Here is a 24,013-nt window from a genome sequence, read left to right on the forward strand (position 1 = left end):
CACAGCAAACAGCCGCATGATGGAGTCATGACTGCTGGAGCCCAGGACCTGACCCGTCCCGACGGATCACCGCTGCGGGTGCTCGTCGTCGACGACGAGGTGAACATCGCCGAGCTGATCGCGATGGCGCTGCGCTTCGAGGGCTGGGAGGTGACCATGGCCCACTCCGGCTCCAAGGCCGTGAGCGCCGCCAAGGAGACCACACCCGACGCGATCGTGCTCGACTGGATGCTGCCCGACTTCGACGGGCTGGAGGTCCTGCGCCGCGTACGCAGCACCAACCCGGTCGTCCCGGTCCTCTTCCTCACCGCCAAGGACGCGGTCGAGGACCGCGTCGCCGGGCTGACCGCGGGCGGTGACGACTACGTGACCAAGCCGTTCTCCCTCGAGGAGCTCGTCGCGCGGCTGCGCGGACTGATGCGGCGGGCAGGAGCGACCCGGGTCGAGGAGCACTCGGTGATCCGCGTCGGCGACCTGACGATGGACGAGGACTCCCGCGAGGTGCACCGGGCCGGGGAGGAGATCACGCTCACCGCCACCGAGTTCGAGCTGCTCCGCTATCTGATGCGCAACCCCCGCCGGGTGCTCTCGAAAGCCCAGATCCTCGACCGGGTCTGGTCCTACGACTTCGGTGGTCAGGCCAACGTCGTGGAGCTCTACATCTCCTACCTGCGCAAGAAGATCGACGCCGGCCGCAAGCCCATGATCCACACCATGCGCGGTGCGGGATACGTGCTGAAGGCCGCTGAGTGACCGAGCGTCAGCCGGTGAACCCGGCGAGGGCCAAGGTCCACCGGGCGGTCGCGCCGCTCATCTCGCGGCTGGTCATCACCTCGGTCTCGCTGGTGCTGGTCGTCTCGCTGCTGATCGCCACCGTCGCCACGATCGCGTTGCGCGAGACGTTGATGGACCGGCTCGACCGGGACGTGCACGACATGGCGCGCGGGGTCTCGGAGCCGGGGGCGGCGGGCGACGTCAACATCGGCCCCGGCTCGGTGATCGCGCTCTACCCCGACAGCGGGGTAGCGCGAGGCAACTTCGGCGACTTCGACCCCGACCAGATGGAGTCGCTCAGCTCCGCCGATCTGGAGGCGTTGGCGGAGGTACGCGTCGATGCCCGCCCCCACGAGATCGAGCTGCCCGATCACGGCACCTTCCGCGTGATCGCCCAGTCCGGCAACCTCTCCAACGGCGCCCGGGCAGTGGTCATCACCGGGCGCTCGACCGCCGAGCTCGACAACACCATCGAGAGCCTCGTCTTCTGGGAGGCGCTGCTGACCCTGCTCGGGGTGGTGGCCGCCGCAGGCGTGGGCTACGTCGTCGTACGCCGCCAGCTCAGCCCCCTGCGCGAGGTCGCCGCGACCGCGCACGCCGTCGCCGGGATGCCGCTGTCCTCGGGGGAGGTCTCGGTGACCGAACGGGTCCCCGAACGGCTCACCGACGAGGACACCGAGGTCGGTCAGGTCGGTGCCGCCCTCAACGCCCTGCTCGACCACGTCGAGACCTCCCTGGCCGAGCGGCATCGAAGCGAGCAGCAGGTGCGCCAGTTCGTCGCCGACGCCTCGCACGAGCTGCGCACCCCGCTGACCACGATCCGCGGCTACACCGAGCTCGCCCAGCAGCGGCCCGAAGCGGTCCCGCTGGCGCTGGGCAAGGTGGAGGAGGAGTCGATCCGGATGACCACGCTGGTCGAGGATCTGCTGCTGCTCGCGCGACTGGACCAGGGTCGTCCGCTCGCCAGCGACCCCGTCGACCTGACCCGCCTGCTCCTGGAGGCCGTCGACGACGCTCGCGTCGTCGACCCCGAACGCACCTGGCGGCTCGAGCTGCCCGCCGGCGCGGACTCGAGCGACGCCGAGGTGATCGTCACCGGCGACGACCAGCGACTCCACCAGGTGGTCAGCAACCTGCTCACCAACGAGCGCCGGCACACGCCGCCCGGCACCACGGTCACCGTCCGCGTACGTCCCGACGGTTTCGACGTCCACGACGACGGGCCGGGATTCCCGCCGGACCTCGTCCCGCGGGCCTTCGAGCGGTTCACCCGGGCCGACGAGGCCCGGCAGCGTGACGGCGGCGCGGGGCTCGGGCTGGCTCTGGTCCATGCCATCGTCACCGCCCACGGCGGCACCGTGAAGCTGACCAGTGCCCCCGGCGACACCACGATCGCCGTACGCCTCCCGCGTTCCACCGACGGGTGAGGTGGGGTTTTCCCTACCCGGGTCTGCTCCTTGAGCCCATCGTGGGCCGGCGCCGCGTTCCTTAGCGTCGAAGGGTGACATCAGCCACCCGAAACCCGAGGAGCCATCCCATGACCACACCCGCCCTGGAGGTCACCGGCCTCACCAGGACCTACGGCACCGGCGCGGCCTCCGTCCCCGCGCTCAACGGCCTCGACCTGGCGTGCGCGCCCGGCACGTTCACCGCTGTGATGGGGCCGTCCGGCTCCGGCAAGTCCACCTTCCTGACCTGCGCCGGAGCGCTGGAGCAGCCGACCGGCGGCCGGGTCCTCATCGCCGGGCAGGACATGACCGAGCTGTCGGAGGCGCGTCGGACCAGGATGCGCCGCGAGCGGATCGGCTTCGTCTTCCAGGGCTTCCACCTGCTGCCCTACCTCACCGCCGAGCAGAACGTCGCGCTGCCGCTACGGCTGGCCGGTCGCCGGATCGACGCGCCGGCCCGCCGTCGGGTTCGGGAGCTGCTCGACCGTGTCGGTCTGGGTGAACGCGCCGGCCACCTGCCGGCTCAGCTCTCCGGCGGTCAGCAGCAGCGGGTCGCGATCGCCAGAGCGCTGGTGACCGGCCCCGACATCGTCCTGGCCGACGAGCCGACCGGCGCGCTCGACTCGCACACGGCCGCCTCGGTGCTCGCCCTGCTCCGAGGTCTCGTCCACGAGCTCGGGGCCACCGTGGTGATGGTGACGCACGACCCGGTCGCGGCTGCGTACGCGGACAGCGTCGTCTTCCTCGTCGACGGCCGTGTCGTGGGACGGATGGAGAATCCCGTCGCCGAGGCGGTCGCCGGCCAGATGGCGCACCTCGACGAGCTCACCGCCCTGACCGAGCGGGAGCTGGTGTGATGCTCACGACCGCACTGCGCTCGCTGCGCCACCGCGCCACCGCCATGTCCGCGACCTTCGTCGCGATCCTGCTGGGCACCGCGGTGATGGGGTCGTTCATGCCGCTGGTCCAGGTGGGGCTCGACCCGGACACCCCGGCCGCCGAGCGGGAGACCCTGATCATCCTCGGCGCCGTCGTCGGCGCCTGGGGCTCCGTGATCGCGCTGTTCTCGATCGTCTCGACCGTGGGCGTGACCGTACGCCAGCGCGAGGTCGAGATCGGCCTGCTCCGCACCATCGGCGCCGAGCCACGTCAGGTCCGAGCGCTGGTGCGGGCCGAGACGCTGGCGGTCGCGCTCGTCGCCGCGCTCCTCGGCGCCCTCGTGGCGAGCCTGACCAGCCGGGCCCTCCTCGACCTGCTGCAGTCCGGAGGCGTGGTCAGCGAGCAGGTCGCCGGCACCGGCGGCTGGGTCGCGCTCGCGGCCACCGTCGTGCTGCTCCTGCTGGTCACCCTGGCCGCGGCCGGCCTGGCCGGGTCCCGAGCGTCTCGCGGACCGGCGTCGATCGTCCCCGCCGACGCCAGGTCCGGCGCCGGCAAGATCGCCTGGTGGCGCTGGCTGGTGGCGCTGGTCACCATCGCTCAGACCGCGACGATGGTCGCGATGACCATGGTGACCGGCGACGACGCCGCCAATCCGTACGACGCGATGGCGATGACCGGTTCCCTCGGTCTCCTGCTCGCGGTGGGCCTCGCCGCGCTGGCACCGCTGCTGCTGCGGGCCGGCAGCTGGGTGCTGCGGCCGGTGCTGGGCGGGACGAGCGGCCACCTGGCGGCGTACAACACCTCGCGGAGGTCGCACCTGCTCGCGGGCGTGCTCGCTCCGGTGATGGTGCTCTCCTCGGCCGCGGTGAGCATCCTGATGCTGGTCGGGATCGACGAGCGTACGCGTCCCGCAGACCTGGCTCCCGAGCTCGCCGAGGAGTTCGAGACGATCCACCTGCTCAACAACGTGGTGACCGCGATGATCTGCGCGTTCGCGGCGATCATGGTCGTCAACGCCTTCGCCGCCGTCCTCGCCGACCGCCGCCTGGAGCTGCACCGGCTGCGGCTGCTCGGCGCGACGCCGGCCCAGGTGCGAGGCTCGATCCTCGCCGAGGCCGCCGTGGTCGCCGCCGTCGGCACCGTCGTGGGACTGGCCGCCGCCCACGCGACGATCGTCCCCTTCGCCTACGTCCGGGGTGAGGGGTTGGTGCCTGATGCTCAGCTGTGGCTGCTGCCGCTGGTGCTCGGCGGCGCTGCGGTGCTCACCCTGGTCTCCGCGGTCGGCGCGACCAACCGGACATTACGCGCGACGGCCGGGGCGCGCTGATGTCAGACTCCCTCCTGATGACCGAGTGGGACGCACCGATCCGGACCGTGCGGCCGGAGCCGTTCAGCGGGCAGACGCTCGTCGAGCGGCTCCGGCTGACCGGACTGTCGCTGGGCTATGCGCTGATGATGGCGCCCGCGCTGGCGCTCGCCATCCTCATCGTGCTCTCGATCCCGCTGACGCTGGTCGCCGGCGTCGGCATCGTGATCGCCCTGGGCGCGGTGCCGGCCATGCAGGCCGTTGCCGGCGTGCACCGTCGAATGAGCGGGATGCTGCTCGGTGAGCGCATCCCGGAGACGTACGCAGACCTCAGCGACCTGCCGGTGCTCGTCCGGCCGTTCCGGTGGGTCCGGGAGCAGGCCCGATGGCGCGACTTCGCCCTCTGCTGCTTCTCCGCGACCGGTGGGTTCGTGCTCTCCCTGATCCCGGTCGTGCTCCTGACCGCGCCGCTGAACTGGCTGGTCCTGACGCTCGCCGGCATCGACTGGGTGGCCTGGCTGCTGCTCCTGCTCTCCGTGCCGCTGCTGGTGGCGTGGTGGGTGACCACACCGGTTCTCGTCCGGGCGCGAGCGCTGGCCGAACGCGGCATCCTCGCCCAGGCGCGGGTCGCCGAGCTGGCTGCCCGGGTCGAGACCGTCGAGTCGACCCGCGCCGAGACGCTGGACCATTCGGCCGCGGAGCTGCGAAGGATCGAGCGCGACCTCCACGACGGCGCACAGGCCCGGATCGCCGCCGTCGGGATGAGCGTCGGGCTGGCGGAGAAGCTGATGGCGACCGACCCGGAGGCCGCCGCCGCGCTGCTGCGCGAGGCCCGCGAGACCACGGTCTCGGCGCTGGAGGACCTCCGAGGTGTCGTACGCGGCATCCTGCCGCCGGTGTTGGCCGACCTCGGTCTCGTGGGTGCCGTCGAGGCTCTCACCGCGGGGCTGCCGCTGCCGGTGACGGTCGCCGTCGACCTGCCGGGGCGGCTGCCCGACCCGGTCGAGTCGGCGGCCTACTTCGCGGTGGCCGAGTGCCTGGCCAACGCGGTCAAGCACTCCGGTGCCGATCGCGCGTTCGTACGCGGCAGCCACAACGGGCAGCGGCTGCGGATCGTGGTGGGTGACAATGGTCGGGGCGGTGCCGACCCGGCCGGGCACGGGATCGCCGGGGTGGCGAGCAGGCTGGCCGCCTTCGACGGCACCGTGGAGGTCGAGAGCCCGTCCGGGGGACCGACCCTGATCACCTTGGAGGTGCCTTGCCAGATCTGAGGCCGGATCTGAAGGTGGTCCTGGCCGAGGACCAGGCCCTGCTCCGTGTCGGGCTCACCAGGATCCTCGAGGCGGGCGGGATCGAGGTCGTCGAGGCCGTCGACAACGCTCCCGCCCTGGCGCGGGCCCTGACACGGCCGGACGTGGACGCCGCAGTCGTCGACGTACGGCTTCCACCGTCCTTCACCACCGAGGGCCTGACCGCCGCGATCGAGGCCCGACAGGCGCGGTCGGGGTTTCCGGTGCTGGTGCTGAGTCAGTACGTCGAGCCGCTCTACGCGCGCGACCTGCTCGCCGGAGGGGAGGGCGCGGTCGGCTATCTACTCAAGGACCGGGTCGCCGACGTCGATGCCTTCCTCGGGGCCGTCCGCCAGGTCGCCGGCGGCGGAACCGTCCTCGACCCGGAGGTCGTCGCCGGCCTCCTGACCCGGCGCGAGCGTCCCCTCGACCGGCTCTCCGAGCGCGAGCGCGAGGTGATGACCCTGATCGCCGAGGGCCGTTCCAACGCCGCGATCGCCGCCCGGCTCTTCGTCACCGAGAAGGCGGTCGGCAAGCACATCAGCTCGATCTTCACCAAGCTCGACCTGCCGCCGGCAGGCGACGACAACCGCCGTGTGCTCGCCGTCCTGGCCTGGCTCAACGACACCTGATCGAGGCGTCGCGTACGTCGGCCGAGGCGTCACCCGCGTCGGCCGAGACGTCACGCTGGTGCCCACTCGGCCGACCGGGGTGACGCCTCGGCGGGGGTGGGTCAGTCGTCAGCCGCGGTGGCCGGGGCCAGGCCCGGGAGATCGAGCATGCGCTGGAGGGCCAGCTTGGCGTAGTGCTCGGTGTCGGGATCGACCTCGATGCGGTTGATGACCTGCCCCTCGACGAGGGACTCGAGGGCCCAGACGAGGTGGGGCAGGTCGATGCGGTTCATCGTCGAGCAGTAGCAGACGGTGCGGTCGAGAAAGACGATCCGCTTGTCGGGGTGAGCGGCAGCCAGGCGCTTGACCAGGTTGAGCTCGGTGCCGATCGCCCAGGCCGAGCCGGCAGGAGCCGCCTCGATGGTCGAGATGATGAACTCGGTCGAGCCGACCAGGTCGGCCTTGAGGACGACCTCGTGCTTGCACTCGGGGTGGACCAGGATCTGCACACCCGGGATCTCGGCGCGCAGGTCGTCGATGGTGTCGGGGGAGAAGCGGCCGTGGACCGAGCAGTGGCCCTTCCACAGGATCACCTTCGCCGCGCGAAGCTCCTCGGGGCTGACGCCGCCACCCGGCTTGAGCGGGTCCCAGACCACGCAGTCATCGAGCGACATGCCGAGCTTGAGGACCGCGGTGTTGCGGCCGAGGTGCTGGTCGGGGAAGAAGAGCACCTTCGCGCCCCCGTCGGACTCAGGCTTCTGCTCGAAGGCCCACTCCAGCACGGCCTGTGCGTTGGAGGAGGTGCACACGACGCCGTCGTGGCGGCCGCAGAACGCCTTGATGTCGGCGGAGGAGTTCATGTAGGTCACCGGCACGACCTGCTCGGCCACACCCGCCTCCTCCAGGGCTGCCCAGGCCTTCTCCACCTGGCCGAGCCGGGCCATGTCGGCCATCGAGCAGCCCGCGGCGAGGTCGGGCAGGATGACCGCCTGCGACGGCGAGGTGAGGATGTCGGCCGACTCGGCCATGAAGTGCACGCCGCAGAAGACGATGTACTCCGCGTCCGGCCGGGCCGCCGCGTCGCGCGCGAGCTTGAAGGAGTCACCGGTCACGTCGGCGAACTGGATGACCTCGTCGCGCTGGTAGTGGTGCCCGAGGATGAACACGCGTTCGCCCAGCTTCTCCTTCGCGGCCAGCGCACGCTCGACCAGGTCGGGGTCGGAGGCGGCCGGCAGGTCCCCGGGGCACTCGACGCCACGCTCGGAGTTCAGGTCGGTGCCGCGCCCCAGGGGGAGCAGCGGGAGGTCGACAGTCGTCATGATGACGATAATACATGTCAGGCCCTGGCCGGGCCGGTGGCGTAGGTCACATCCGGTCTAGAGGAGAGCGCCGTTGTGAATGTAGGGAGCGGGGGGAGCCATGCCACGCACCCCCAGGACCCCCTCGGTGCCGATCCTCAGACGCGCCGCCAGGCCCACGTCGAGCGCCCACTGGTTGGCGCCGGTCACATGAGACATCGCGGCCTCGCCGTCGGTCCGGGCAAGGCACTCCCACAGGAGCCTGGTCGCCGTCTCCTCGTCGATGGCGGCGAGCAACGTGGGGCCGTTGTCGGCGGCGTACGCGTAGCCTCCGCCCTCGACGTCGACGAGCAGAGATCCCGTGCCTGCGAGGGTGGTGTGGTCACGACCGCGAGCCGCACCGCGGACCTTGCGGTCGATCGCATCGAGCAGATCGAGGTCCGCGGCGCTGCCCTCACGGACGCCGTCGACCGCGACCAGCCGCGAGCGGTCGACCTCGCCGTGGAGCATGAGCTGAGGGTGGAGGTCGAACCCGGCCAGCCGGTAGCGGCGCAGCGCCTTGGGGTCGTCGCTCGCCGACAGCATCCAGTGGGGACAGTCGGCGCCATAGGCCATCGCGGCGTCCAGCAGGCGCTTTCCGAGCCCCTGGCCCTGGAGACCGGGCCGGACGGCGAAGGTGCACAGGAACCACAGGGTGTCCTCGCGGCGCGCGGAGGTGGCGAAGCCGGCCAGGCCCTCGGCATCGTACGCCACGAAGCAGCCGTCCGGATCGGTGGTCAGGAAGCCCTCGGTGCGGGTGATCCAGTTGGCGGAGCGGCTGACCGAACGCCGCCCGGCGGGCGGGTCCGAGTCGCGCCGCGACTGCAGCGCGGCGTGGTAGAAGGCGTCATCGCTGAGCTTCTCGGCGAGCGGCACGTCCGCCGGCTGCATCGTCCGGATCTCCATGGCCGCCGAACCTATCTCAGGTCTCAGGCGCGCAGCGGCCGGACGGCGTCCCAGGCAGGGTCGGTGTCGACACGGGTGACGACGTCGCCGTGGCTCCATCCGTCGACCATCTCCACCAGCCGTTGGGGCGCCGAGGTGGTGGGGTCGACGTAGGCGTGCAGGAGGCGTACGCCGTTGGTGGTCTCGTGGGCCACGACCCGCCCGTCGGGCCCCAGGGTCGTCGCGAGCCGGTCCTCGAGCTGCCCGAGCTCGCGCAGCGCGTCGGCCGAGGGGAGCCCGTGCTCGGCGAAGCCGACGTAGGGGACCATCACGCCGACGTGATGGGTCAGGTTGGGTGCCATCACCGGGTGCAGCGGCACGACTGCGCTCGCGACCACCGGACCCTGCGGGCTCTCGCCGTGGAGCAGCACCCAGGCGGGGTTGCCGTCGGGGTCGACGTACTCCTTGCGGAGGTTGCGTACGGCGGCGCGGAGCCCGTCGAGGCCGAAGCCGTCGCCGGGACGCGCCGTGGTGGTCGTGACCTCGCCGATCCACAGCTCGGTGCTGGACTCGCCCAGCGTGGTGTCGAGGGCGTGGAAGGCGACCTGCAGCCGGGCGTCCTCGGTGAGATCCGGGAAGGCCGGATGGAAGAGGGTGACGTCGAAGTGGGCACCTGCCTGCCGGGCGCCGACCAGCACGTCGGCCAGCCGGACCACGGCGCCCCCTGGCGTGGTGAGCACCGCTTGGACCGGGTCGTCGAGCGGTGGTCGCTGGTCGCTGAACTCCCACGGAGAGACGCCGTCCGGCTCAGGAGCGGCGAGCAGCCAGCGGCGTGCCAGCGCGCGGTGATCCGGGTTGCCACCGGCCGAGACGACCAGCAGCCGTCCGCCCAGCGGTCCGGGGCCGACCTCCCAGCTGAGGCCCGCCTCCATCGCGTCGACCCGCCTGGCCAGCAAAGAGACCAGGGCGTCCTGGTCGTCGGCATCGAGCGCGGCACCGCAGGCGAGCGCACCCTTCTGCGCCCACCATCTCCAGAAGGCACGGATCCGCCTGGTCTCCGAGTCGTTGGCCCCGCCCCGCCACAAGATCCGCACGAAACGACCTTAACCCGACGCATGCGCGAGAAATGTGCGTTCGAACAACGCCGCGGATCCCCGACCTTCGGGGCGCGGGTAGGTTTCGCCCATGCGAGTGCTGATCGCCCCCGACAAGTACGCAGGCACGCTCACCGCCTTCGAGGCGGCCTCCGCGATCGCGGAAGGCTGGCGGCGTACGGCACCGCGCGACGAGCTCTCGCTGATCCCGATGGCGGACGGCGGGCCGGGCTTCCTCGGGTTGCTGCACGAGGTCCTCGGTGGCGACCTCCATGAGCTCGAGGTCAGGGGACCGCACGGTGACCCGGTGACCGCACAGGTCCTGGCCGAGGGCCGGACCGCCTACGTCGAGTCGGCCCAGGCCGCCGGTCTGCACCTGACGGGAGGGACGGACGCCGAGCGGGCGACGTCCTACGGCGTGGGGCAGCTGCTCCTCGCCGCCCGAGATGTGGGAGCGCGCAAGGTCGTCGTCGGGCTCGGCGGCTCGGGCACCAGTGATGGGGGAGCAGGCCTGCTCGCCGCGCTGGGTGCCACCGCGGACCGGCCGCTCGACGCCGGGGTCGCCGGGCTCGAGGGGGTCGCTGAGGTCACTCTGCCCGAGCCGCTCGGCCTCGAGATCGAGATCGCCAGCGACGTGGACAACCCGCTGACCGGGCTCTTCGGAGCGGTCAAGGTCTTCGGGGCGCAGAAGGGGCTGGCGGAGGAGGCGATGCCACGCTGGGACGGCGCGCTCCAGGATCTGGCAGCCGCCACCTCACGCAAGACCGCGACCGAGAAGGGCGCGGGAGCGGCCGGCGGGATCGGCTTCGCGCTGCTGCTCCTCGGTGGCACCCGGCGGCCCGGGTTCGACGTCGTCGCCGACCTGCTCGGGCTGACCGAGGAGGCGTCCCGAGCCGACCTGGTGATCACCGGCGAAGGGTCCTTCGACCCGCAGAGTGCTGCCGGCAAGGTTCCGGTGGGGGTGGCACGCCTGGCCGAGCGGGCGCTGAGACCCTGCATCGTGCTGGCCGGGAAGGTCAGCATGAGCGGCCGCGAGATGCGGACGCTCGGCATCGACGCCGCCTACTCGCTCGTCGACAGCGTCGGCGAGGAGCGAGCGCTCGGAGAGGCGTACGACTCGCTGGCCCAGGTCGCTGCCAGGGTCGCCCGGACCTGGTCCACCGACCACCGGGAATAACCGAGGATGTGCGACGATTGAGCCTGAAGACACACCCGCACCCACGCACAGGGAGCCCAGCTACATGACCGAGCAGACGACCGAACGCCGCGCCGACTCCATCAACCTGAGCGACGTCGCCGCCGCGAAGGTGAAGAGCCTCCTGGAACAGGAAGGCCGCGACGACCTGAGCCTGCGCATCTCCGTGCAGCCCGGTGGCTGCTCCGGCCTGCGCTACCAGCTCTTCTTCGACGAGCGCACCCTCGACGGTGACGTCGTCACCGACTTCGACGGTGTCTCCGTCGTCGTCGACCGGATGAGCGTTCCCTACCTCAACGGCGCCATGATCGACTTCGTGGACAGCATCGAGAAGCAGGGGTTCACCATCGACAACCCCAACGCCACCGGCTCCTGCGCCTGCGGCGACTCGTTCCACTGATCTGAAGCGCCCGGCACGCACGCTGGCCGCGTTGCGGGTGCTTCGACGACCGGCTTCGCCCCAAAGGTCGCCTTCGCGCCCGCGCCTTGCCATCGCACGCACCGGACGCCTCAGATAGATGAGCACGACAGCAGCCCCTGCCGATCGGCAGGGGCTGCTGACGTTCTCCACCACGGTGAATCAGGTCAGGGCGAGATCGTCGGCGACGTGCCCGATGGCCTCGAGCATGGCGGCGTCGCGCGGCTCGCGGGACTGCATCCGCACCGTCGGAGCCGGGCGAGCCGCTTCACGCACCCGTGGCGCGGGCAGGCTCAGCGCGCTGTCGGCGGCGGCGCAGTCGGCGCAGAGCTGCGCGGGGCTGTCGAGGTCGTCGTAGGGAGTGCGCGCATCTGTCATGCAAACGACGGTAAGCACTACCAACCGGTAGAAGAAGGCCGACTCAGCGGTAATATTTCATCTGCTGTCTACGGCCGAGCCTTAACGTCGCCCGAGGTCTCGCCGGTAGGGTTCCGCGCATGTCCGGTTCACTCCTGATCGCAGGCTCCATCGCCACCGACCACCTGATGAGCTTCGGTGGAAAGTTCGCCGACTCCCTGGTCGCTGACCAGCTCGACAAGCTCTCGGTGAGCTTCCTGGTCAACGACCTCGAGATCCGTCGCGGCGGCGTCGGCGCCAACATCTCCTTCGGCCTGGCCAACCTCGGCCTCGAGCCGGTGCTCGTGGGTGCGGTCGGTGAGGACTTCGCCGACTACCGCTCCTGGCTGGAGCGCCATGGCGTCAACTGCGACCACCTGCGGGTCTCCGAGACGCTGCACACCGCGCGGTTCGTGTGCACCACCGACACCGCGATGGCGCAGTTCGCCAGCTTCTACCCGGGCGCGATGGCCGAGGCCCGCGAGATCGAGTTCGGACCGATCGCGGAGAAGGTCGGCGAGCCGGCCTACGTGCTGATCGCCCCCGACGACCCCGACGCGATGAAGCGCCACACCGAGGAGGCGCGCCAGCGCGGCTACACCTTCATCTCCGACCCGAGCCAGCAGCTCGCCTTCGGCGACGGTGAGCTCATCCGCGAGCTCGTCGACGGCGCCGCCTACCTCTTCACCAACGAGTACGAGTCGCACGTCCTCCAGCAGAAGACCGGCTGGTCCGCCGACGAGGTCCTCGCCCGCGTCGGCACCCAGGTCACCACGCTCGGCAAGGACGGCGTACGCATCCAGCGCAAGGGCGAGGACGCGATCGAGCTGCCCGCCGCGAAGAACGTCAACGCCGTCGAGCCCACCGGGGTCGGCGACGCCTTCCGCGCCGGCTTCCTGGCCGCGCTGGCCTGGGACTGCGAGCTGGAGCAGGCCGCAGAGGTCGGCTGCGTCCTCGCCGCCTACTGCGTCGAGACCGTCGGCCCGCAGGAGTACTCCTTCACCGCCGAGGAGTTCGTCGCCCGCGTCCGCGAGTCCTACGGCGACACCGCCGCCGACCAGATCGCCCCGCACATCAAGAGCTGAACCTTCGCTCAGCTCAGGCGGCGTATCCGATACACGGGTACGCCGTCTTCTGCTTCCACCTCGCCGACGAACTCCTGTCCGCGCATGCGGGCCCAGGCGGGGACGTCGTGGTGGGCGGCGACATCGTCGGCCGCGACAGCGATGATCTCGCCGACCTCGATGTCGCCGAGGTGACGGCCGAGCTCGATGATGGGCCGCGGGCATGCCTGGCCGCGGCAGTCGAGGGTGACGACCGGCGCGCTCACACGATCACGCCCGCAGCGCACGCGCCAGGATACGGGCGCGGTCGTGTGATGTCCTGATGGGTCACTCGCTGGCGCTCGCTCATAGCCCCGCCTCGGCTCGTAGGTCCTTGACGATCCCGGGCAGTGCGTCCAGCACGCGCTCCACATCCTCTCGCGTCGTGTCGCGGGTCAGCGATAGCCGAACGTTACCGTGTGTCAGCGCGCCCATGGCGGCGAGCACGCGCGACGGTTCGCGGGTATCGGACGTGCAGGCCGATCCGCTCGCGACGCCGGCGCCGAGGCGGTCCAGCGCGGTCACCAGCGCCTCGCCGTCGACGTAGAGCGCCGAGAAGGTCACCAGGTGGGGGAGCCGGCCCTCCTCCGGTCCGGCGACGTCCACGTCCGGAATCTCCGCGCGGACCCGATCCCGGACCAGCGAGATCAGCTCGTGCTGGCGGGCGTTGATCTCGGCGCGCTCGGCGACGACGGCCTGGAGCGCCGCCGCGGCGGCGAGCGCCCCGGGGATGTTCGAGAACCCCTGGTCCGTCCGCGACCACTCATCACCCGGGAACGGCCAGCGCCACCGCGCGGACCTGCGCACCACCAGCACCCCCACGCCGCCGGGACCACCCCACTTGCGGGCGGACCCGGCGATCGCGTCGCCGACCGCCGGCAGCGGCAGCCGGCCCATGCAGGCGCCGGCGTCGACGAAGAGGGAGGCCGGGCCGGCGGCCGCGGCGACCTCGTCCAGCGGTTGCACCGTCCCGACCTCGTGGTTGGCCTGCTGGACGGCGATCACGTCGACGTCCCCGGCTGTGACAGCGTCTCGTACGGCGGCCACCTCGACCCGCGCGTCGCGGTCCACGCTCAGCTCGGCGACGGGGGAGCGCTGTGACCACCTGGCAGCGTCGATGACCGACTGATGCTCGACGGCACTGTGAGCGATGCCACGTGATCCGAGCCCCAGCAGGCCCGTCTGCACCGCGGCGGTGCCCGACGATGTGAAAAGCACCTCATCGCGACGTACGCCCAAGGCCTCGGCGACGACCTCGCGGGCGTTGGCGAGGAGGAGGCCCGCGTTGCGGGCCGGGCGGTGGAGGCGGCGAGGGTCGGCGTACCCCTGCTCGACCGCGGCCAGAAGCACGTCTCGCGCCGCAGGATGGAGCGGTTCGGCGGACGCGGCGTCGAGGTAGGTGAAGCTTTCCGTCACGTACCTAACGGTAGCCATACGCGACATGAGGAACCCCTGAAGATGAAACCGGAGCCGCTCGCGGTAGTCTGCCGACATCTGAGTGTTCGCATGAGAGAGAGGCTCGTAGTGGGTCTGCACTTGCCAGGGGCCGGATCGACTCCGTCCCACGCCCGCGCCCGACGTGGTGCGCTGGTGGCGACGCTGACGGCCGGCGCCCTCCTGCTGAGTGGTTGTTCGGACGAGGCGGCGCGTTTCGGCTTCCCCGAGCCACGTTCTGAGCAGGGGGAGCACAACCTCGCCCTGTGGCAGGGCGCGTGGATCGCCGCGTTGATCACAGGTGTCCTGACCTGGGGGCTCATCTTCTGGGCGATCTGGCGCTACCGGCGCCGCAGCGACGCCGACGTCCCGGTCCAGACGCGTTACAACCTGCCGTTGGAGATCTTCTACACGATCGCCCCGGTCATGATGGTGATCGTCTTCTTCGACCACACCGTCAAGGTCCAGAACGAGATGCTGGACAACGGCAACCCGACCAACGTGATCGAGGTGACCGGCCAGCAGTGGCAGTGGACCTTCAACCACGGCATCGGTGAGCCCGACCTCGCCGCCGACGACAACCTCGTCGACGACAAGTACGCCTACGACAGCTACGGCTACGTGGTCGGCACCGGCTCGCACATCCCGACGCTGGTCCTCCCGGAGAAGACCACCACGCGGTTCAACCTGCGTTCGGCCGACGTCATCCACAACTTCGGTGTGCCGGAGTTCGGCATGAGGATGGACGCCGTCCCGGGCCGGGTGAACCACTACTCGATCACCACGAAGGAGGCCACGGCCACCTTCGACCCGAGCGCCGACGACCTCATCGACGGCACGACCTTCCGCGGGGCCTGCTACGAGCTCTGCGGCGTCTACCACGCCCGGATGATCTTCAAGGTCGCGATCCTCTCCGAGAGCGACTACAAGTCCTACGTCGACACGCTGGCGCAGAGGGGCTTCGAGGCCGAGCGTCCGCTGCTCGGTGGCGGCAAGTCCACCCGCCCCGCCGACGACATCGCGAACCACGAGGAGGGCGAGTGACCGCCACCGCTGCACCCCCGGTCGCCGGCGGCCGCAAGCCGCTCGGCAAGCTCATCTACCAGCTGCTGACCACCACCGATCACAAGCTGATCGGCAAGATGTACCTGGTCACGTCGTTCTTCTGGTTCCTGGTCGGCGGCCTGATGGCGCTGCTGATGCGCTCGGAGCTGGCCTTCCCCGGCCAGCAGGTCGTCAACGACGAGCTGTTCAACCAGCTGTTCACGATGCACGGCACGATCATGCTGCTGCTCTTCGCGACGCCGCTGTTCTTCGGGTTCTCCAACGTCATCATGCCGCTGCAGATCGGCGCGCCCGACGTGGCGTTCCCGCGGCTGAACATGTTCAGCTACTGGCTCTACCTCTTCGGCGGCCTGATCGCGGCCAGCGGCTTCTTCACCCCGACCGGCGCGGCCGACTTCGGCTGGTTCGCCTACACGCCGCTCTCCAGCGCGCAGTACTCGCCGGGCGTCGGTGGCGACCTGTGGATCATGGGTCTCTACATGAGCGGTCTGGGCACCATCCTCGGCTCGGTCAACTTCATCACCACGATCATCTGCATGCGCGCGCCGGGCATGACCATGTTCCGGATGCCGATCTTCACCTGGAACACCCTGATCACCGCGCTGCTCGCGCTGATCGCGTTCCCGATCCTGGCCGCCGCGCTGCTGATGCTCGAGTCCGACCGCCAGTTCGGCTCCCACGTCTTCGATGCCGCCCATGGCGGCCCGATCCTGTGGCAACACCTGTTCTGGTTCTTCGGCCACCCCGAGGTCTACATCATCGCGCTGCCGTTCTTCGGCATCATCTCCGAGATCCTGCCGGTCTTCAGCCGTAAGCCGATCTTCGGCTACATCGGCCTGGTGGCCGCGACCCTCGGCATCGCGATCCTCTCGGTGGCGGTGTGGGCGCACCACATGTTCGTCACCGGGGCGGTCAACCTGCCGTTCTTCTCCGGTATGACATTCCTGATCGCGGTACCGACAGGTGTGAAGTTCTTCAACTGGATCGGCACGATGTGGGGCGGCTCGGTCAGCTTCGACACCCCGATGCTGTGGTCGATCGGCTTCCTGACGACCTTCCTCTTCGGTGGTCTGACCGGCATCATCCTGGCGAGCCCGCCGCTCGACTTCCAGGTCTCCGACTCCTACTTCGTGGTCGCTCACTTCCACTACGTGGTCTTCGGGACCGTCGTGTTCGCGATGTTCGCCGGCTTCTACTTCTGGTGGCCGAAGATGACCGGCCGGATGCTCGACGAGCGTCTCGGCAAGGTTCACTTCTGGCTGCTGTTCGTGGGCTTCCACGCGACCTTCCTGGTCCAGCACTGGCTGGGTGTCGAGGGCATGCAGCGGCGTATCGCCGACTACCTGCCCAGTGACGGGTTCACCTTCCTCAACCAGTTCTCGACCGTGGGCGCGTTCCTGCTGAGCCTGTCGATGCTGCCGTTCTTCTACAACCTCTACGTCTCCCGCAAGGCACCGCTGGTGACCGTGGACGACCCGTGGGGCTGGGGCCGTTCGCTGGAGTGGGCCACCGCCTGCCCGGCGCCGCGCCACAACTTCGTCTCCATCCCGAAGATCCGCTCGGAGTCCCCGGCCTTCGACCTCCACCACCCCGAGATCGCCGCGCTGGAGCACGACGAGGACGATCTCGTCTCCACCAGCTCGAACAAGGAAGGCTGAGCACGATGAAGTCTGAAGCCTGGATCTTCGTGGTCTGCACCGCCTTCATGGTGCTGGTCACCCCGGCCTACTGGTTCGTCACCGCGGCCTCGGAGGAGGGCGGCGACTGGACCGGCACCTCGGCGCTGGTGATGTGCACACTGCTGTTCGCGATGATCACCATCTACCTCGGCTTCCACGCCATCAAGATGGATCCGCGTCCCGAGGACCGCGAGGACGGCGAGATCGCGGAGGGCGCTGGTGAGTACGGCTTCTTCCCGCCGTTCTCCTGGTGGCCGCTGTGGGCCGCGCTCACCTTCGGTCTGGTGGTTCTGGCCGTCGCGATGGCCGCCTGGTGGCTGGTCATCATCGCCGCCGTGCTCGGCATGCTGGCCACCGCCGGCTGGAACTTCGAGTACTACCGAGGCGAGTTCAAGCACTGAGCTGAAGCCGCAACAGGGGTCCGATCCAGATGGATCGGGCCCCTGTGCATTTTCTTGGGCAGCTCTTGGAGATGCCCGGTAGGGTTATCGCGCCCACGCCCCGGTTCGGGGCGCGAAGGTACATGAAAACAGGTCTGGAGCAGTCTCACCGTGTCAACGCAGTCGCCGTTTCGCCGTACGTCCCCGCTCGCTCGTCGCCGGGTGCTGCTGACCACCGCGGCAGCCGTCCTCGCGCCGGTGCTCACCGCGTGCGGAGCGGACTCGGCCTCGAAGGAGCCCAAGAAGCCCGCCGAGCCCACGGTGCAGATCACGGCCAACGTCGAGGACCAGGCGACCGGCGTCGCGGTCGACAAGGTAGTCAAGGTCGACGTGGCCAAGGGGCGCCTGGACGAGGTCATGCTGACCGGCGCCAAGGGGACGAAGGTGCGCGGCACCATCACCGAGGACGGCCTCCGCTGGAGCGCCGGCGAGGTGCTCGAGCCGACCGCCTCCTACACCCTCGCGGTCACCGCCACCGGTGACGACGGTCTGCAGAAGAAGAGCCAGACCACGTTCTCCACCGAGGACCTCGGCCTGGACCGCCAGACCTACCCGTCGATCGCACCGCTGGACGGTGAGACGGTCGGCGTCGGGATGCCGATCATCGTGACCTACGACCTGCCGGTGAAGAACAAGGCCGCCTTCGAGAAGAAGATGATCGTCGAGTCGACCCCGAAGCAGGAGGGGTCGTGGTACTGGGTGAGCGACAAGGAGGTCCACTACCGTCCGCGCACCTACTGGAAGGCCAACTCCACGGTCAACGTGAAGCTCAACATCAACTCGGTCCCCGCCGGTGGCGGCATCTTCGGTCAGAAGAACCGGCAGATCACCTTCAAGACCGGTGACGCCCACATCTACCGGGCCAACGCGCAGACCCACCAGATGGAGGTCTTCAAGAACGGGCAGAAGATCAAGACCATCCCGATCACGACAGGCAAGGAAGGGTTCATCACCCGCAGCGGCGTGAAGGTGATCATCGAGAAGTTCAAGCGCAAGACCATGAACTCCGAGACCATCGGGATCAACCAGGGCGACCGGGAGTACTACAACATGGAGGGCGTGAAGTGGGCCATGCGGCTGACGTTCTCCGGCGAGTTCATCCACGGCGCCCCGTGGTCCGTCGCCCAGCAGGGCAACGCCAACGTCTCCCACGGCTGCACCGGGATGAGCGACGAGAACGCCAAGTTCCTCTACGACATGACCCGCCGCGGTGACGTGGTCGAGACCGTCGGCACCAACCGGGGCATGACCTTCAGCAACGGCTGGGGCGACTGGAACACCTCCTACGACGAATACCGGGCGGGGTCTGCGCTCGCCTGACCCGGCGGCGCGTCGGGCCTCGTTTGAGCCGTCGGCCCGGCCGGACTCGATATCCTGGACTGCAGTGATCAGCGTGTGACACCAAGCGACTGCCGCTTGCGTCCTGGAAGCGTCATTTCCTACGTTCCAGCCGACACGCAACTGCGTTGCGCGGAGTCGACCCCGACGACCCGCGCCTGGAAGGTGGACTCGTTGTCTCGGCCGGTGCTGGTGCTCGATCTGGACGGCACGGTGTGTCTCGGCGACACGCCAGCCCTTCTCTACGCCACCCAGGTGGCGGCTCACACAGACGCCCCAGAAGCGCTTCTGGAGACCGCTGAGGCGTTCCTCGGGCAGAGACTGCCGGAGGACGCTCCGAAGACGCTCACGGGCGCTCAGGACGGCTATGAGGCGGTCAAGATCCTGGGCCTGACGGCCGGGGTCACCGAGGAGCAGCTGAGCGCTGCGTACGTCTCGAGCCGGGCGATGATGAGTGAGCAGCCGGGCGACATCCGAGCACCCGAAGGTCTGGCCGACCTGCTCGACGGCATCGACGCGCACCGGGTGATCCTGACCAACTCGCCCGGGAGCGGGCTGGATGCGATCCTGGAGCACCTCGGTCTCCGCGACGTGGTCGACGAGGTGCGCACCGACGCGCTCAAGCCGACCCGGATGATCGGCCACCTGGACGGCTTCCTCGAGACCTTCGGCACCGTCGACACCCCGGAGTGGTTGATGTCGGTGGGCGACATCTGGCGCAATGACCTCGCACCCGCTGTCGAGCGTGGTTGTGTTGCTGCGTACGTTGACGCCTTCGACCGCCGTCAGGGACCGGCTCATGTTCGTGCAGGGTCGCTCGTGGACCTGTACCCAGCAGTCTCGGAATGGTCGAATGACCCGTCAGCCTTCATCGCAGCTCACCCCCTCAAGGAGTCTGTCCCATGTTGAGAACCCCCCGGTTGCTGGCGGTCGGTGCCGCCACGTCGCTCGCCCTCTCGCTCGCCGCCTGCGGTGGCGAGGACAGCGCCGCGCCCGCGGAGGATCCCGAGGAGATCGTGGTGTCGCTGGTGCCGTCAGGCGACGTCGACTCGATCACCGAGAGCGCGAAGGGTCTGGAGTCGTTCCTGAGCGACGAGATCGGTATCCCCGTACGCGCCGAGGTGACCGAGAGCTATGCGTCCGCGATCGTCGCGTTGAAGTCCGACCAGGCCCAGGTCGCGATGCTCGGCCCGATCGGGGTGGTGCAGGCCGAGGACCAGGCCGGGGCGGTGCCGATCCTGCAGTCGGTGCGCTATGGCTCCAAGACCTTCCACACCCAGTGGTTCACCAACGACCCCGAGACCTATTGCGCCGACGAGGTCACGGTGGTCGAGGGCCTCAAGTACTGCAACGGCACCGACGCCGCGAAGACCGGCCCCATCGGTGAGGAGGCGATCGCCAAGGTCAAGCCCGGCACGTCGATCGCCTTCGTCGACCAGGGGTCGGCCGCCGGCTACTACTACCCGGCCACCCAGTGGGGCCAGGTCACCGGCGGTGACGCGCTGGTCGACCTCGACGCGCAGTTCTCCGGCGACCACGACGCCGCTGTGCTCGCCGTGGCGCGCGGGGACTACCCGGTCGGGGTGAGCTTCGACGACGCCCGCGAGGAGGTCGCGGCAGACGAGCCCAAGGTCGCCTCCGACGTGGTCGTGTTCGCCTATTCCACCGAGATCCCCAACGACGGCATCGTCGTCGCAGGCGGGCTCTCCAAGGAGCTGCGTACGAAGGTGACCGAGGCGTTCACAGCGATGGCGAAGGACCCGAAGGGACTCAAGACGCTCGAGGCCGTCTACGACATCGAGGGCCTGACACCGGTCGACACCGAGGCGCTGAAGAAGGCGAAGGCCGTGGAGGAGAACTTCGGCGGGTGAGCATCGTCTTCGACGACGTCTCGGTCGTCTACCCGAACGGCACCCGCGGCCTGGACAAGATCTCCCTGACCATCCCGGCAGGGGAGTTCGTCGTCATCGTCGGGCTCTCCGGATCCGGGAAGTCGACGCTCATCCGTACGATCAACGGCCTGGTGCCGGTCACCTCGGGATCGCTCTCGGTGGGCGGGACCGAGGTGGCCTCGGCACGTGGGCGTCGGCTGCGGCGCCTGCGCGCCGAGATCGGGATGATCTTCCAGGGGTTCAACCTGGTGACCCGACGCACGGTGATGGGCAACGTGCTCACCGGCCGCCTGCACGCCCAGTCGCCGCTGCGGTCGGTCTTCGGGGTGCACACCAAGGCCGACAAGGAGATCGCCTTCGAGGCGTTGGAGCGCGTCGGGATCGTCGAGAAGGCGTGGGTACGCGCCGCCGAGCTCTCCGGTGGACAGCAGCAGCGGGTCGCGATCGCCCGTGCCCTGGCGCAGCAGCCGTCGGTGGTGCTCGCCGACGAGCCGGTCGCCTCGCTCGACCCGCCGACCGCCGACCTGGTCATGCGTGACCTGCAACGGATCAACCGCGATCTCGGTATCACTACCGTGGTCAACCTGCACTTCCTCGACCTCGCCCGGCGCTACGCCGACCGCATCATCGGGATGCGCGCGGGCCGGGTGGTCTTCGACGGTCCGGCCGCCGAGGCCGACGACGCCGTCTTCGAGACGATCTACGGTCGGTCGCTGACCACGGAGGACCTCTCCGCATGAGCGAGCGCCAGCGAGCGACCACAGGCCACATGCCGCCGCGTCCGTATGATGGCGCTCGCGCTACGGAGGTGGCGGCATGCGAGCGCCAGCGAGCGACCACAGGCCTCATGCCGCCGCGTCCGTATGATGGCGCTCGCGCTACGGAGGTGGCGGCATGACGCAGGCCATCCTCGAGCGGCCGAAACCGGTGCGACCGCCGAAGCCCCCGCCGAGCCCGCTGCTGGTCGGTGGCGTGCTCGGCGCCGTCGTGGTGACGATGGTCGCGGGCTGGGCGATCGACTTCTCGCTCGCGCCGGTCGTCGAGCAGTGGCCTGCGCTGACGATGATCCTCCAGGAGGTGGCGCACCCCGAGTGGGAGGAGATCACCGACCCGTCCTCGCGGTTGTGGACGGCGCTGAGGGAGACTGCGGCCATCGCGGTGATCGCGACCTTCGTGGGCTCCCTGATCGCCCTCGGGGTGGCCCTGCTGAGCTCCAAGGTCAGTGCGCCGCCGGCGATCTACCGGGTCACCAAGTCGGGGATGTCGGTGATCCGGTCGTTGCCCGACATGGTGTACGCGCTGGTCTTCGTCGCGGTCGTCACGGGCCCGCTGCCGGGGATCCTGGCGCTGACCGCCTTCAACGTCGGCATCGTCGCCAAGCTGACCGCGGAGAGCATCGACGCCACCGATCCCGGGCCCTTGGAGGCGCTCGACGCTGCCGGGGCAACCCGCTGGCAGCGGGCCCGGGCAGGCATCATCCCGCAGATCCTGCCCGGCTACGCCTCGTACGTCCTCTATGTCTTCGAGCTCAACATCCGGGCCTCCGTGGTGCTGGGCGCGGTCGGGGCCGGCGGGGTGGGGCAGCTGATCATGCTCTACTTCAACCGCGCCGACTATCCGCGGCTGGCGGCCGTGGTGATCGTCATCTTCGTGGTCGTCGTCGCGATCGACCTGCTCTCCCAGGGCCTGCGCCGGAGGCTGAGGTGAGCCCCGGCGCTGCGAAGCGGCCCGAGCCGCCACCGAAGTGGCCCTACACCGCGGTGGGGGTCGCTCTGGTCGGCATCGTGCTGCTGGCCGGCTGGTCCCTGGACGACGCCAGATGGGGGCGGCTGCCGCTCTTCCCGGGGGAGGTCCTCCAGTACGCGAGTCAGATGCTCGACGGCGTGCTCACCTGGCCGGGGGCACACCCCGACGGTCAGTCCGACCCCGACCTCACCTACGGCGACTGGTGGCTGCAGGCGCTGCGGCTGATGGGGGAGTCGGTCGCGCTCGCCTGGATCGGCACCTGCATCGGGGCGCTGTTCTCGTTCCCGCTGGCGTTCCTGGCCGCCTCCACCACCGCGCCCTGGTTCCTGCGGCTGCCGGTCCGGACCTTCTTCAACGCGATCCGTGCCGTTCCCGAGATCCTGCTCGCGGTGATCGTGATGCTGCCGCTGTTCGGGCTCAACCCGATGGCCGGGGCGATGGCGATCGGCATCCACTCGATCGGCTCGCTCGGCAAGCTGACCCTCGAGAACATCGAGTCGATAGACCCTCGCCCGGTCGAGGCGGTCACTGCGGCCGGTGCGACGCGGTGGCAGCGCATCCGCACCGCGGTGATCCCGCAGCTGCTGCCGGAGACCGTGGCGTTCTGGCTCTACCGCTTCGAGGTGAACATCCGGGCAAGCGCGATCCTCGGCGTCGTGAGCGCCGGTGGAATTGGTGCGTTACTAAACCGTGTCCTTCGGGGCCGTGAATGGGAGTGGGGTGGAATCATGCTAGCTGTGATCATCATCGTGACGATCCTGGTCGACCAGCTGTCCGCAGCGGTGCGTCACCGGATCCTGCACGGCGCCGAAGCCACCGCGGTGTGGGCATGACGAGCGCGCCGGTACTTCCCGCCATCAGAGCCGCGATGCCGCGGCTCAACCCGTCCGAGCGTGCGGTCGCCGAGGTCGTGCTGACCCGCTCCGAATGGGCCATCGAGGCGACCACCGCCGAGATCGCTGCCGAGGCCTCCGTCTCGACCGCGACCGTGGTCCGCGCCGCGCAGAGACTCGGGTTCCGCGGCTTCCCGCACCTCAAGGTGCTGCTGGCGCGCGACCTGGGTTCGGCCAAGACGGAGACGACCGAGGGAGGCAGCCCGCTGACGGTGGTGCGCTCCTTCTTCGCCGACATCGCCGACTCCGCCTCCGACATGGTCGGGCTCCTCTCCGAGGACCAGGTCAGCCGAGCCGTGGACCTGCTCGCCGAGGCGCGCTCGATCCTGGTCGCCGGCACCGGGGTCTCCTCGCCGGTCGCCAAGGACATCGCGATGAGGCTGGCCTCACAGGGGCTGAGCACCGTCGCGCCCGGCGACCACCTCGACCAGCTCATCCGCGCCCGTCTGCTCCAGCCGGGCGACGTGTGTGTCGTCGTCAGCGGCACCGGTGCCACGGCGCCGACGATCCAGGTGGCCCAGGCCGCCGTCGCCGGGGGAGCGGCCGTCATCGCGCTGACCTCCTTCACCGGCACCCAGCTGACCAAGCTCGCCGAGGTCGAGCTGGTCACTCCCCAGGGCGGTCGTGCCGGGTTCCGCCAGGAGCTGGACTCGATCATCCGGATCCCGCAGCTCATCCTCGGCAACGCGCTCGTCGCGGCGGTGGCGGCCCGTGACCCGGAGGCCGCGGCGAACGTACGCGCCCGGGTGCTCGAGGTCGTCGGCGGCGAGCTCGACCCTCAGGGCTGAACC

25 protein-coding genes are annotated in these 24,013 nt (G+C 69.8%); 19 read left to right on the forward strand and 6 right to left on the reverse strand.

Features of this window, described 5'->3' with window-relative positions; genetic code table 11:
• Positions 1-27 precede the first annotated feature (27 nt).
• The 6 genes from WBG06_RS19195 to WBG06_RS19220 all read left to right on the forward strand — a co-directional run bounded on the left by WBG06_RS19195 (position 28) and on the right by WBG06_RS19220 (position 6,328).
• Positions 28-753, forward strand: a complete 726-nt coding sequence (locus tag WBG06_RS19195) for a response regulator transcription factor (RefSeq protein ID WP_336738570.1) — start codon at positions 28-30, stop codon at positions 751-753.
• Complete coding sequence (locus WBG06_RS19200; RefSeq protein WP_336738571.1) at positions 750-2,201, forward strand: sensor histidine kinase; 1,452 nt, start codon at positions 750-752, stop codon at positions 2,199-2,201. Before WBG06_RS19195 ends, WBG06_RS19200 begins: the two co-directional genes overlap by 4 nt.
• 110 nt (positions 2,202-2,311) lie before the next feature.
• Complete coding sequence (locus WBG06_RS19205) at positions 2,312-3,079, forward strand: ABC transporter ATP-binding protein (protein ID WP_336738572.1); 768 nt, start codon at positions 2,312-2,314, stop codon at positions 3,077-3,079.
• On the forward strand, positions 3,079-4,428 hold the full coding sequence (locus tag WBG06_RS19210) for an FtsX-like permease family protein (protein ID WP_336738573.1): 1,350 nt from the start codon (positions 3,079-3,081) through the stop codon (positions 4,426-4,428). The genes WBG06_RS19205 and WBG06_RS19210 overlap by 1 nt, the downstream gene beginning before the upstream one ends.
• 17 nt (positions 4,429-4,445) lie before the next feature.
• Positions 4,446-5,678, forward strand: a complete 1,233-nt coding sequence (locus WBG06_RS19215) for a sensor histidine kinase (RefSeq protein WP_336738574.1) — start codon at positions 4,446-4,448, stop codon at positions 5,676-5,678.
• Positions 5,679-5,686: 8 nt separating this feature from the next.
• The gene (locus WBG06_RS19220; RefSeq protein WP_336738862.1) at positions 5,687-6,328 is read left to right on the forward strand and encodes a response regulator transcription factor; all 642 of its coding nucleotides are present in this window, start codon (positions 5,687-5,689) and stop codon (positions 6,326-6,328) included.
• A 101-nt stretch (positions 6,329-6,429) separates the two neighbouring features.
• On the opposite strand, the gene nadA is transcribed toward WBG06_RS19220, so the two are convergent.
• The 3 genes from nadA to WBG06_RS19235 are packed head-to-tail and all read right to left on the reverse strand — an operon-like array spanning position 6,430 to position 9,623.
• On the reverse strand, positions 6,430-7,626 hold the full coding sequence (nadA, locus tag WBG06_RS19225; protein ID WP_336738575.1) for a quinolinate synthase NadA: 1,197 nt from the start codon (positions 7,624-7,626) through the stop codon (positions 6,430-6,432).
• 57 nt (positions 7,627-7,683) lie between these two features.
• Entirely contained in the window at positions 7,684-8,550 is an 867-nt protein-coding gene (locus WBG06_RS19230; protein ID WP_336738576.1) for a GNAT family N-acetyltransferase, read from the reverse strand.
• Between the two features lie 23 nt (positions 8,551-8,573).
• Positions 8,574-9,623, reverse strand: a complete 1,050-nt coding sequence (locus WBG06_RS19235) for a DUF695 domain-containing protein (protein WP_336738577.1) — start codon at positions 9,621-9,623, stop codon at positions 8,574-8,576.
• 91 nt (positions 9,624-9,714) lie between these two features.
• On the opposite strand from WBG06_RS19235, the gene WBG06_RS19240 reads away from it, so the two are divergent.
• Both WBG06_RS19240 and erpA read left to right on the forward strand, forming a co-directional pair.
• The gene (locus tag WBG06_RS19240) at positions 9,715-10,800 is read left to right on the forward strand and encodes a glycerate kinase family protein (RefSeq protein ID WP_336738578.1); all 1,086 of its coding nucleotides are present in this window, start codon (positions 9,715-9,717) and stop codon (positions 10,798-10,800) included.
• 64 nt (positions 10,801-10,864) lie between these two features.
• Complete coding sequence (erpA, locus tag WBG06_RS19245) at positions 10,865-11,218, forward strand: iron-sulfur cluster insertion protein ErpA (protein ID WP_008363173.1); 354 nt, start codon at positions 10,865-10,867, stop codon at positions 11,216-11,218.
• A gap of 180 nt (positions 11,219-11,398) precedes the next feature.
• On the opposite strand, the gene WBG06_RS19250 is transcribed toward erpA, so the two are convergent.
• The gene (locus WBG06_RS19250) at positions 11,399-11,614 is read right to left on the reverse strand and encodes a hypothetical protein (RefSeq protein WP_336738579.1); all 216 of its coding nucleotides are present in this window, start codon (positions 11,612-11,614) and stop codon (positions 11,399-11,401) included.
• Positions 11,615-11,733: 119 nt separating this feature from the next.
• Here WBG06_RS19250 and WBG06_RS19255 point away from each other — a divergent pair, with 119 nt between their 5' ends.
• Positions 11,734-12,717, forward strand: a complete 984-nt coding sequence (locus WBG06_RS19255; RefSeq protein ID WP_336738580.1) for a carbohydrate kinase family protein — start codon at positions 11,734-11,736, stop codon at positions 12,715-12,717.
• 8 nt (positions 12,718-12,725) lie between these two features.
• Here WBG06_RS19255 and WBG06_RS19260 read toward each other — a convergent pair whose 3' ends face one another.
• Both WBG06_RS19260 and WBG06_RS19265 read right to left on the reverse strand, forming a co-directional pair.
• Complete coding sequence (locus WBG06_RS19260; protein ID WP_336738581.1) at positions 12,726-12,962, reverse strand: sulfurtransferase TusA family protein; 237 nt, start codon at positions 12,960-12,962, stop codon at positions 12,726-12,728.
• A gap of 79 nt (positions 12,963-13,041) precedes the next feature.
• Positions 13,042-14,151, reverse strand: coding sequence for a cysteine desulfurase family protein (locus tag WBG06_RS19265; RefSeq protein WP_336738582.1), 1,110 nt, complete (start codon positions 14,149-14,151; stop codon positions 13,042-13,044).
• 174 nt (positions 14,152-14,325) lie between these two features.
• Here WBG06_RS19265 and ctaC point away from each other — a divergent pair, with 174 nt between their 5' ends.
• From ctaC to WBG06_RS19315, 10 genes are all read left to right on the forward strand, one after another.
• Complete coding sequence (gene ctaC / locus WBG06_RS19270; protein WP_336738583.1) at positions 14,326-15,213, forward strand: aa3-type cytochrome oxidase subunit II; 888 nt, start codon at positions 14,326-14,328, stop codon at positions 15,211-15,213.
• Positions 15,210-16,892, forward strand: coding sequence for an aa3-type cytochrome oxidase subunit I (gene ctaD, locus WBG06_RS19275; protein ID WP_336738584.1), 1,683 nt, complete (start codon positions 15,210-15,212; stop codon positions 16,890-16,892). Before ctaC ends, ctaD begins: the two co-directional genes overlap by 4 nt.
• A 5-nt stretch (positions 16,893-16,897) precedes the next feature.
• On the forward strand, positions 16,898-17,314 hold the full coding sequence (locus tag WBG06_RS19280) for a cytochrome c oxidase subunit 4 (protein ID WP_336738585.1): 417 nt from the start codon (positions 16,898-16,900) through the stop codon (positions 17,312-17,314).
• Positions 17,315-17,464: 150 nt separating this feature from the next.
• The gene (locus WBG06_RS19285; RefSeq protein ID WP_336738586.1) at positions 17,465-18,673 is read left to right on the forward strand and encodes a L,D-transpeptidase; all 1,209 of its coding nucleotides are present in this window, start codon (positions 17,465-17,467) and stop codon (positions 18,671-18,673) included.
• 192 nt (positions 18,674-18,865) lie between these two features.
• Positions 18,866-19,600: an HAD family hydrolase gene (locus WBG06_RS19290; RefSeq protein ID WP_336738587.1), complete on the forward strand. Its 735-nt coding sequence runs from the start codon at positions 18,866-18,868 to the stop codon at positions 19,598-19,600.
• Positions 19,594-20,562, forward strand: a complete 969-nt coding sequence (gene phnD, locus WBG06_RS19295) for a phosphate/phosphite/phosphonate ABC transporter substrate-binding protein (protein ID WP_336738588.1) — start codon at positions 19,594-19,596, stop codon at positions 20,560-20,562. The genes WBG06_RS19290 and phnD overlap by 7 nt, the downstream gene beginning before the upstream one ends.
• Positions 20,559-21,323 carry a phosphonate ABC transporter ATP-binding protein gene (gene phnC / locus WBG06_RS19300; RefSeq protein ID WP_336738589.1) on the forward strand — a complete coding sequence of 255 codons (765 nt, stop codon included), beginning with the start codon at positions 20,559-20,561 and terminating at the stop codon, positions 21,321-21,323. The genes phnD and phnC overlap by 4 nt, the downstream gene beginning before the upstream one ends.
• Before the next feature lie 154 nt (positions 21,324-21,477).
• Positions 21,478-22,290: a phosphonate ABC transporter, permease protein PhnE gene (phnE, locus tag WBG06_RS19305; RefSeq protein ID WP_336738590.1), complete on the forward strand. Its 813-nt coding sequence runs from the start codon at positions 21,478-21,480 to the stop codon at positions 22,288-22,290.
• On the forward strand, positions 22,287-23,162 hold the full coding sequence (gene phnE / locus WBG06_RS19310) for a phosphonate ABC transporter, permease protein PhnE (RefSeq protein ID WP_336738591.1): 876 nt from the start codon (positions 22,287-22,289) through the stop codon (positions 23,160-23,162). Before phnE (WBG06_RS19305) ends, phnE (WBG06_RS19310) begins: the two co-directional genes overlap by 4 nt.
• The gene (locus tag WBG06_RS19315) at positions 23,159-24,010 is read left to right on the forward strand and encodes a MurR/RpiR family transcriptional regulator (protein WP_336738592.1); all 852 of its coding nucleotides are present in this window, start codon (positions 23,159-23,161) and stop codon (positions 24,008-24,010) included. The genes phnE (WBG06_RS19310) and WBG06_RS19315 overlap by 4 nt, the downstream gene beginning before the upstream one ends.
• Positions 24,011-24,013 lie beyond the last annotated feature (3 nt).

This window comes from Nocardioides sp. CCNWLW239 (assembly GCF_037137035.1).
Classification (GTDB): domain Bacteria; phylum Actinomycetota; class Actinomycetes; order Propionibacteriales; family Nocardioidaceae; genus Nocardioides.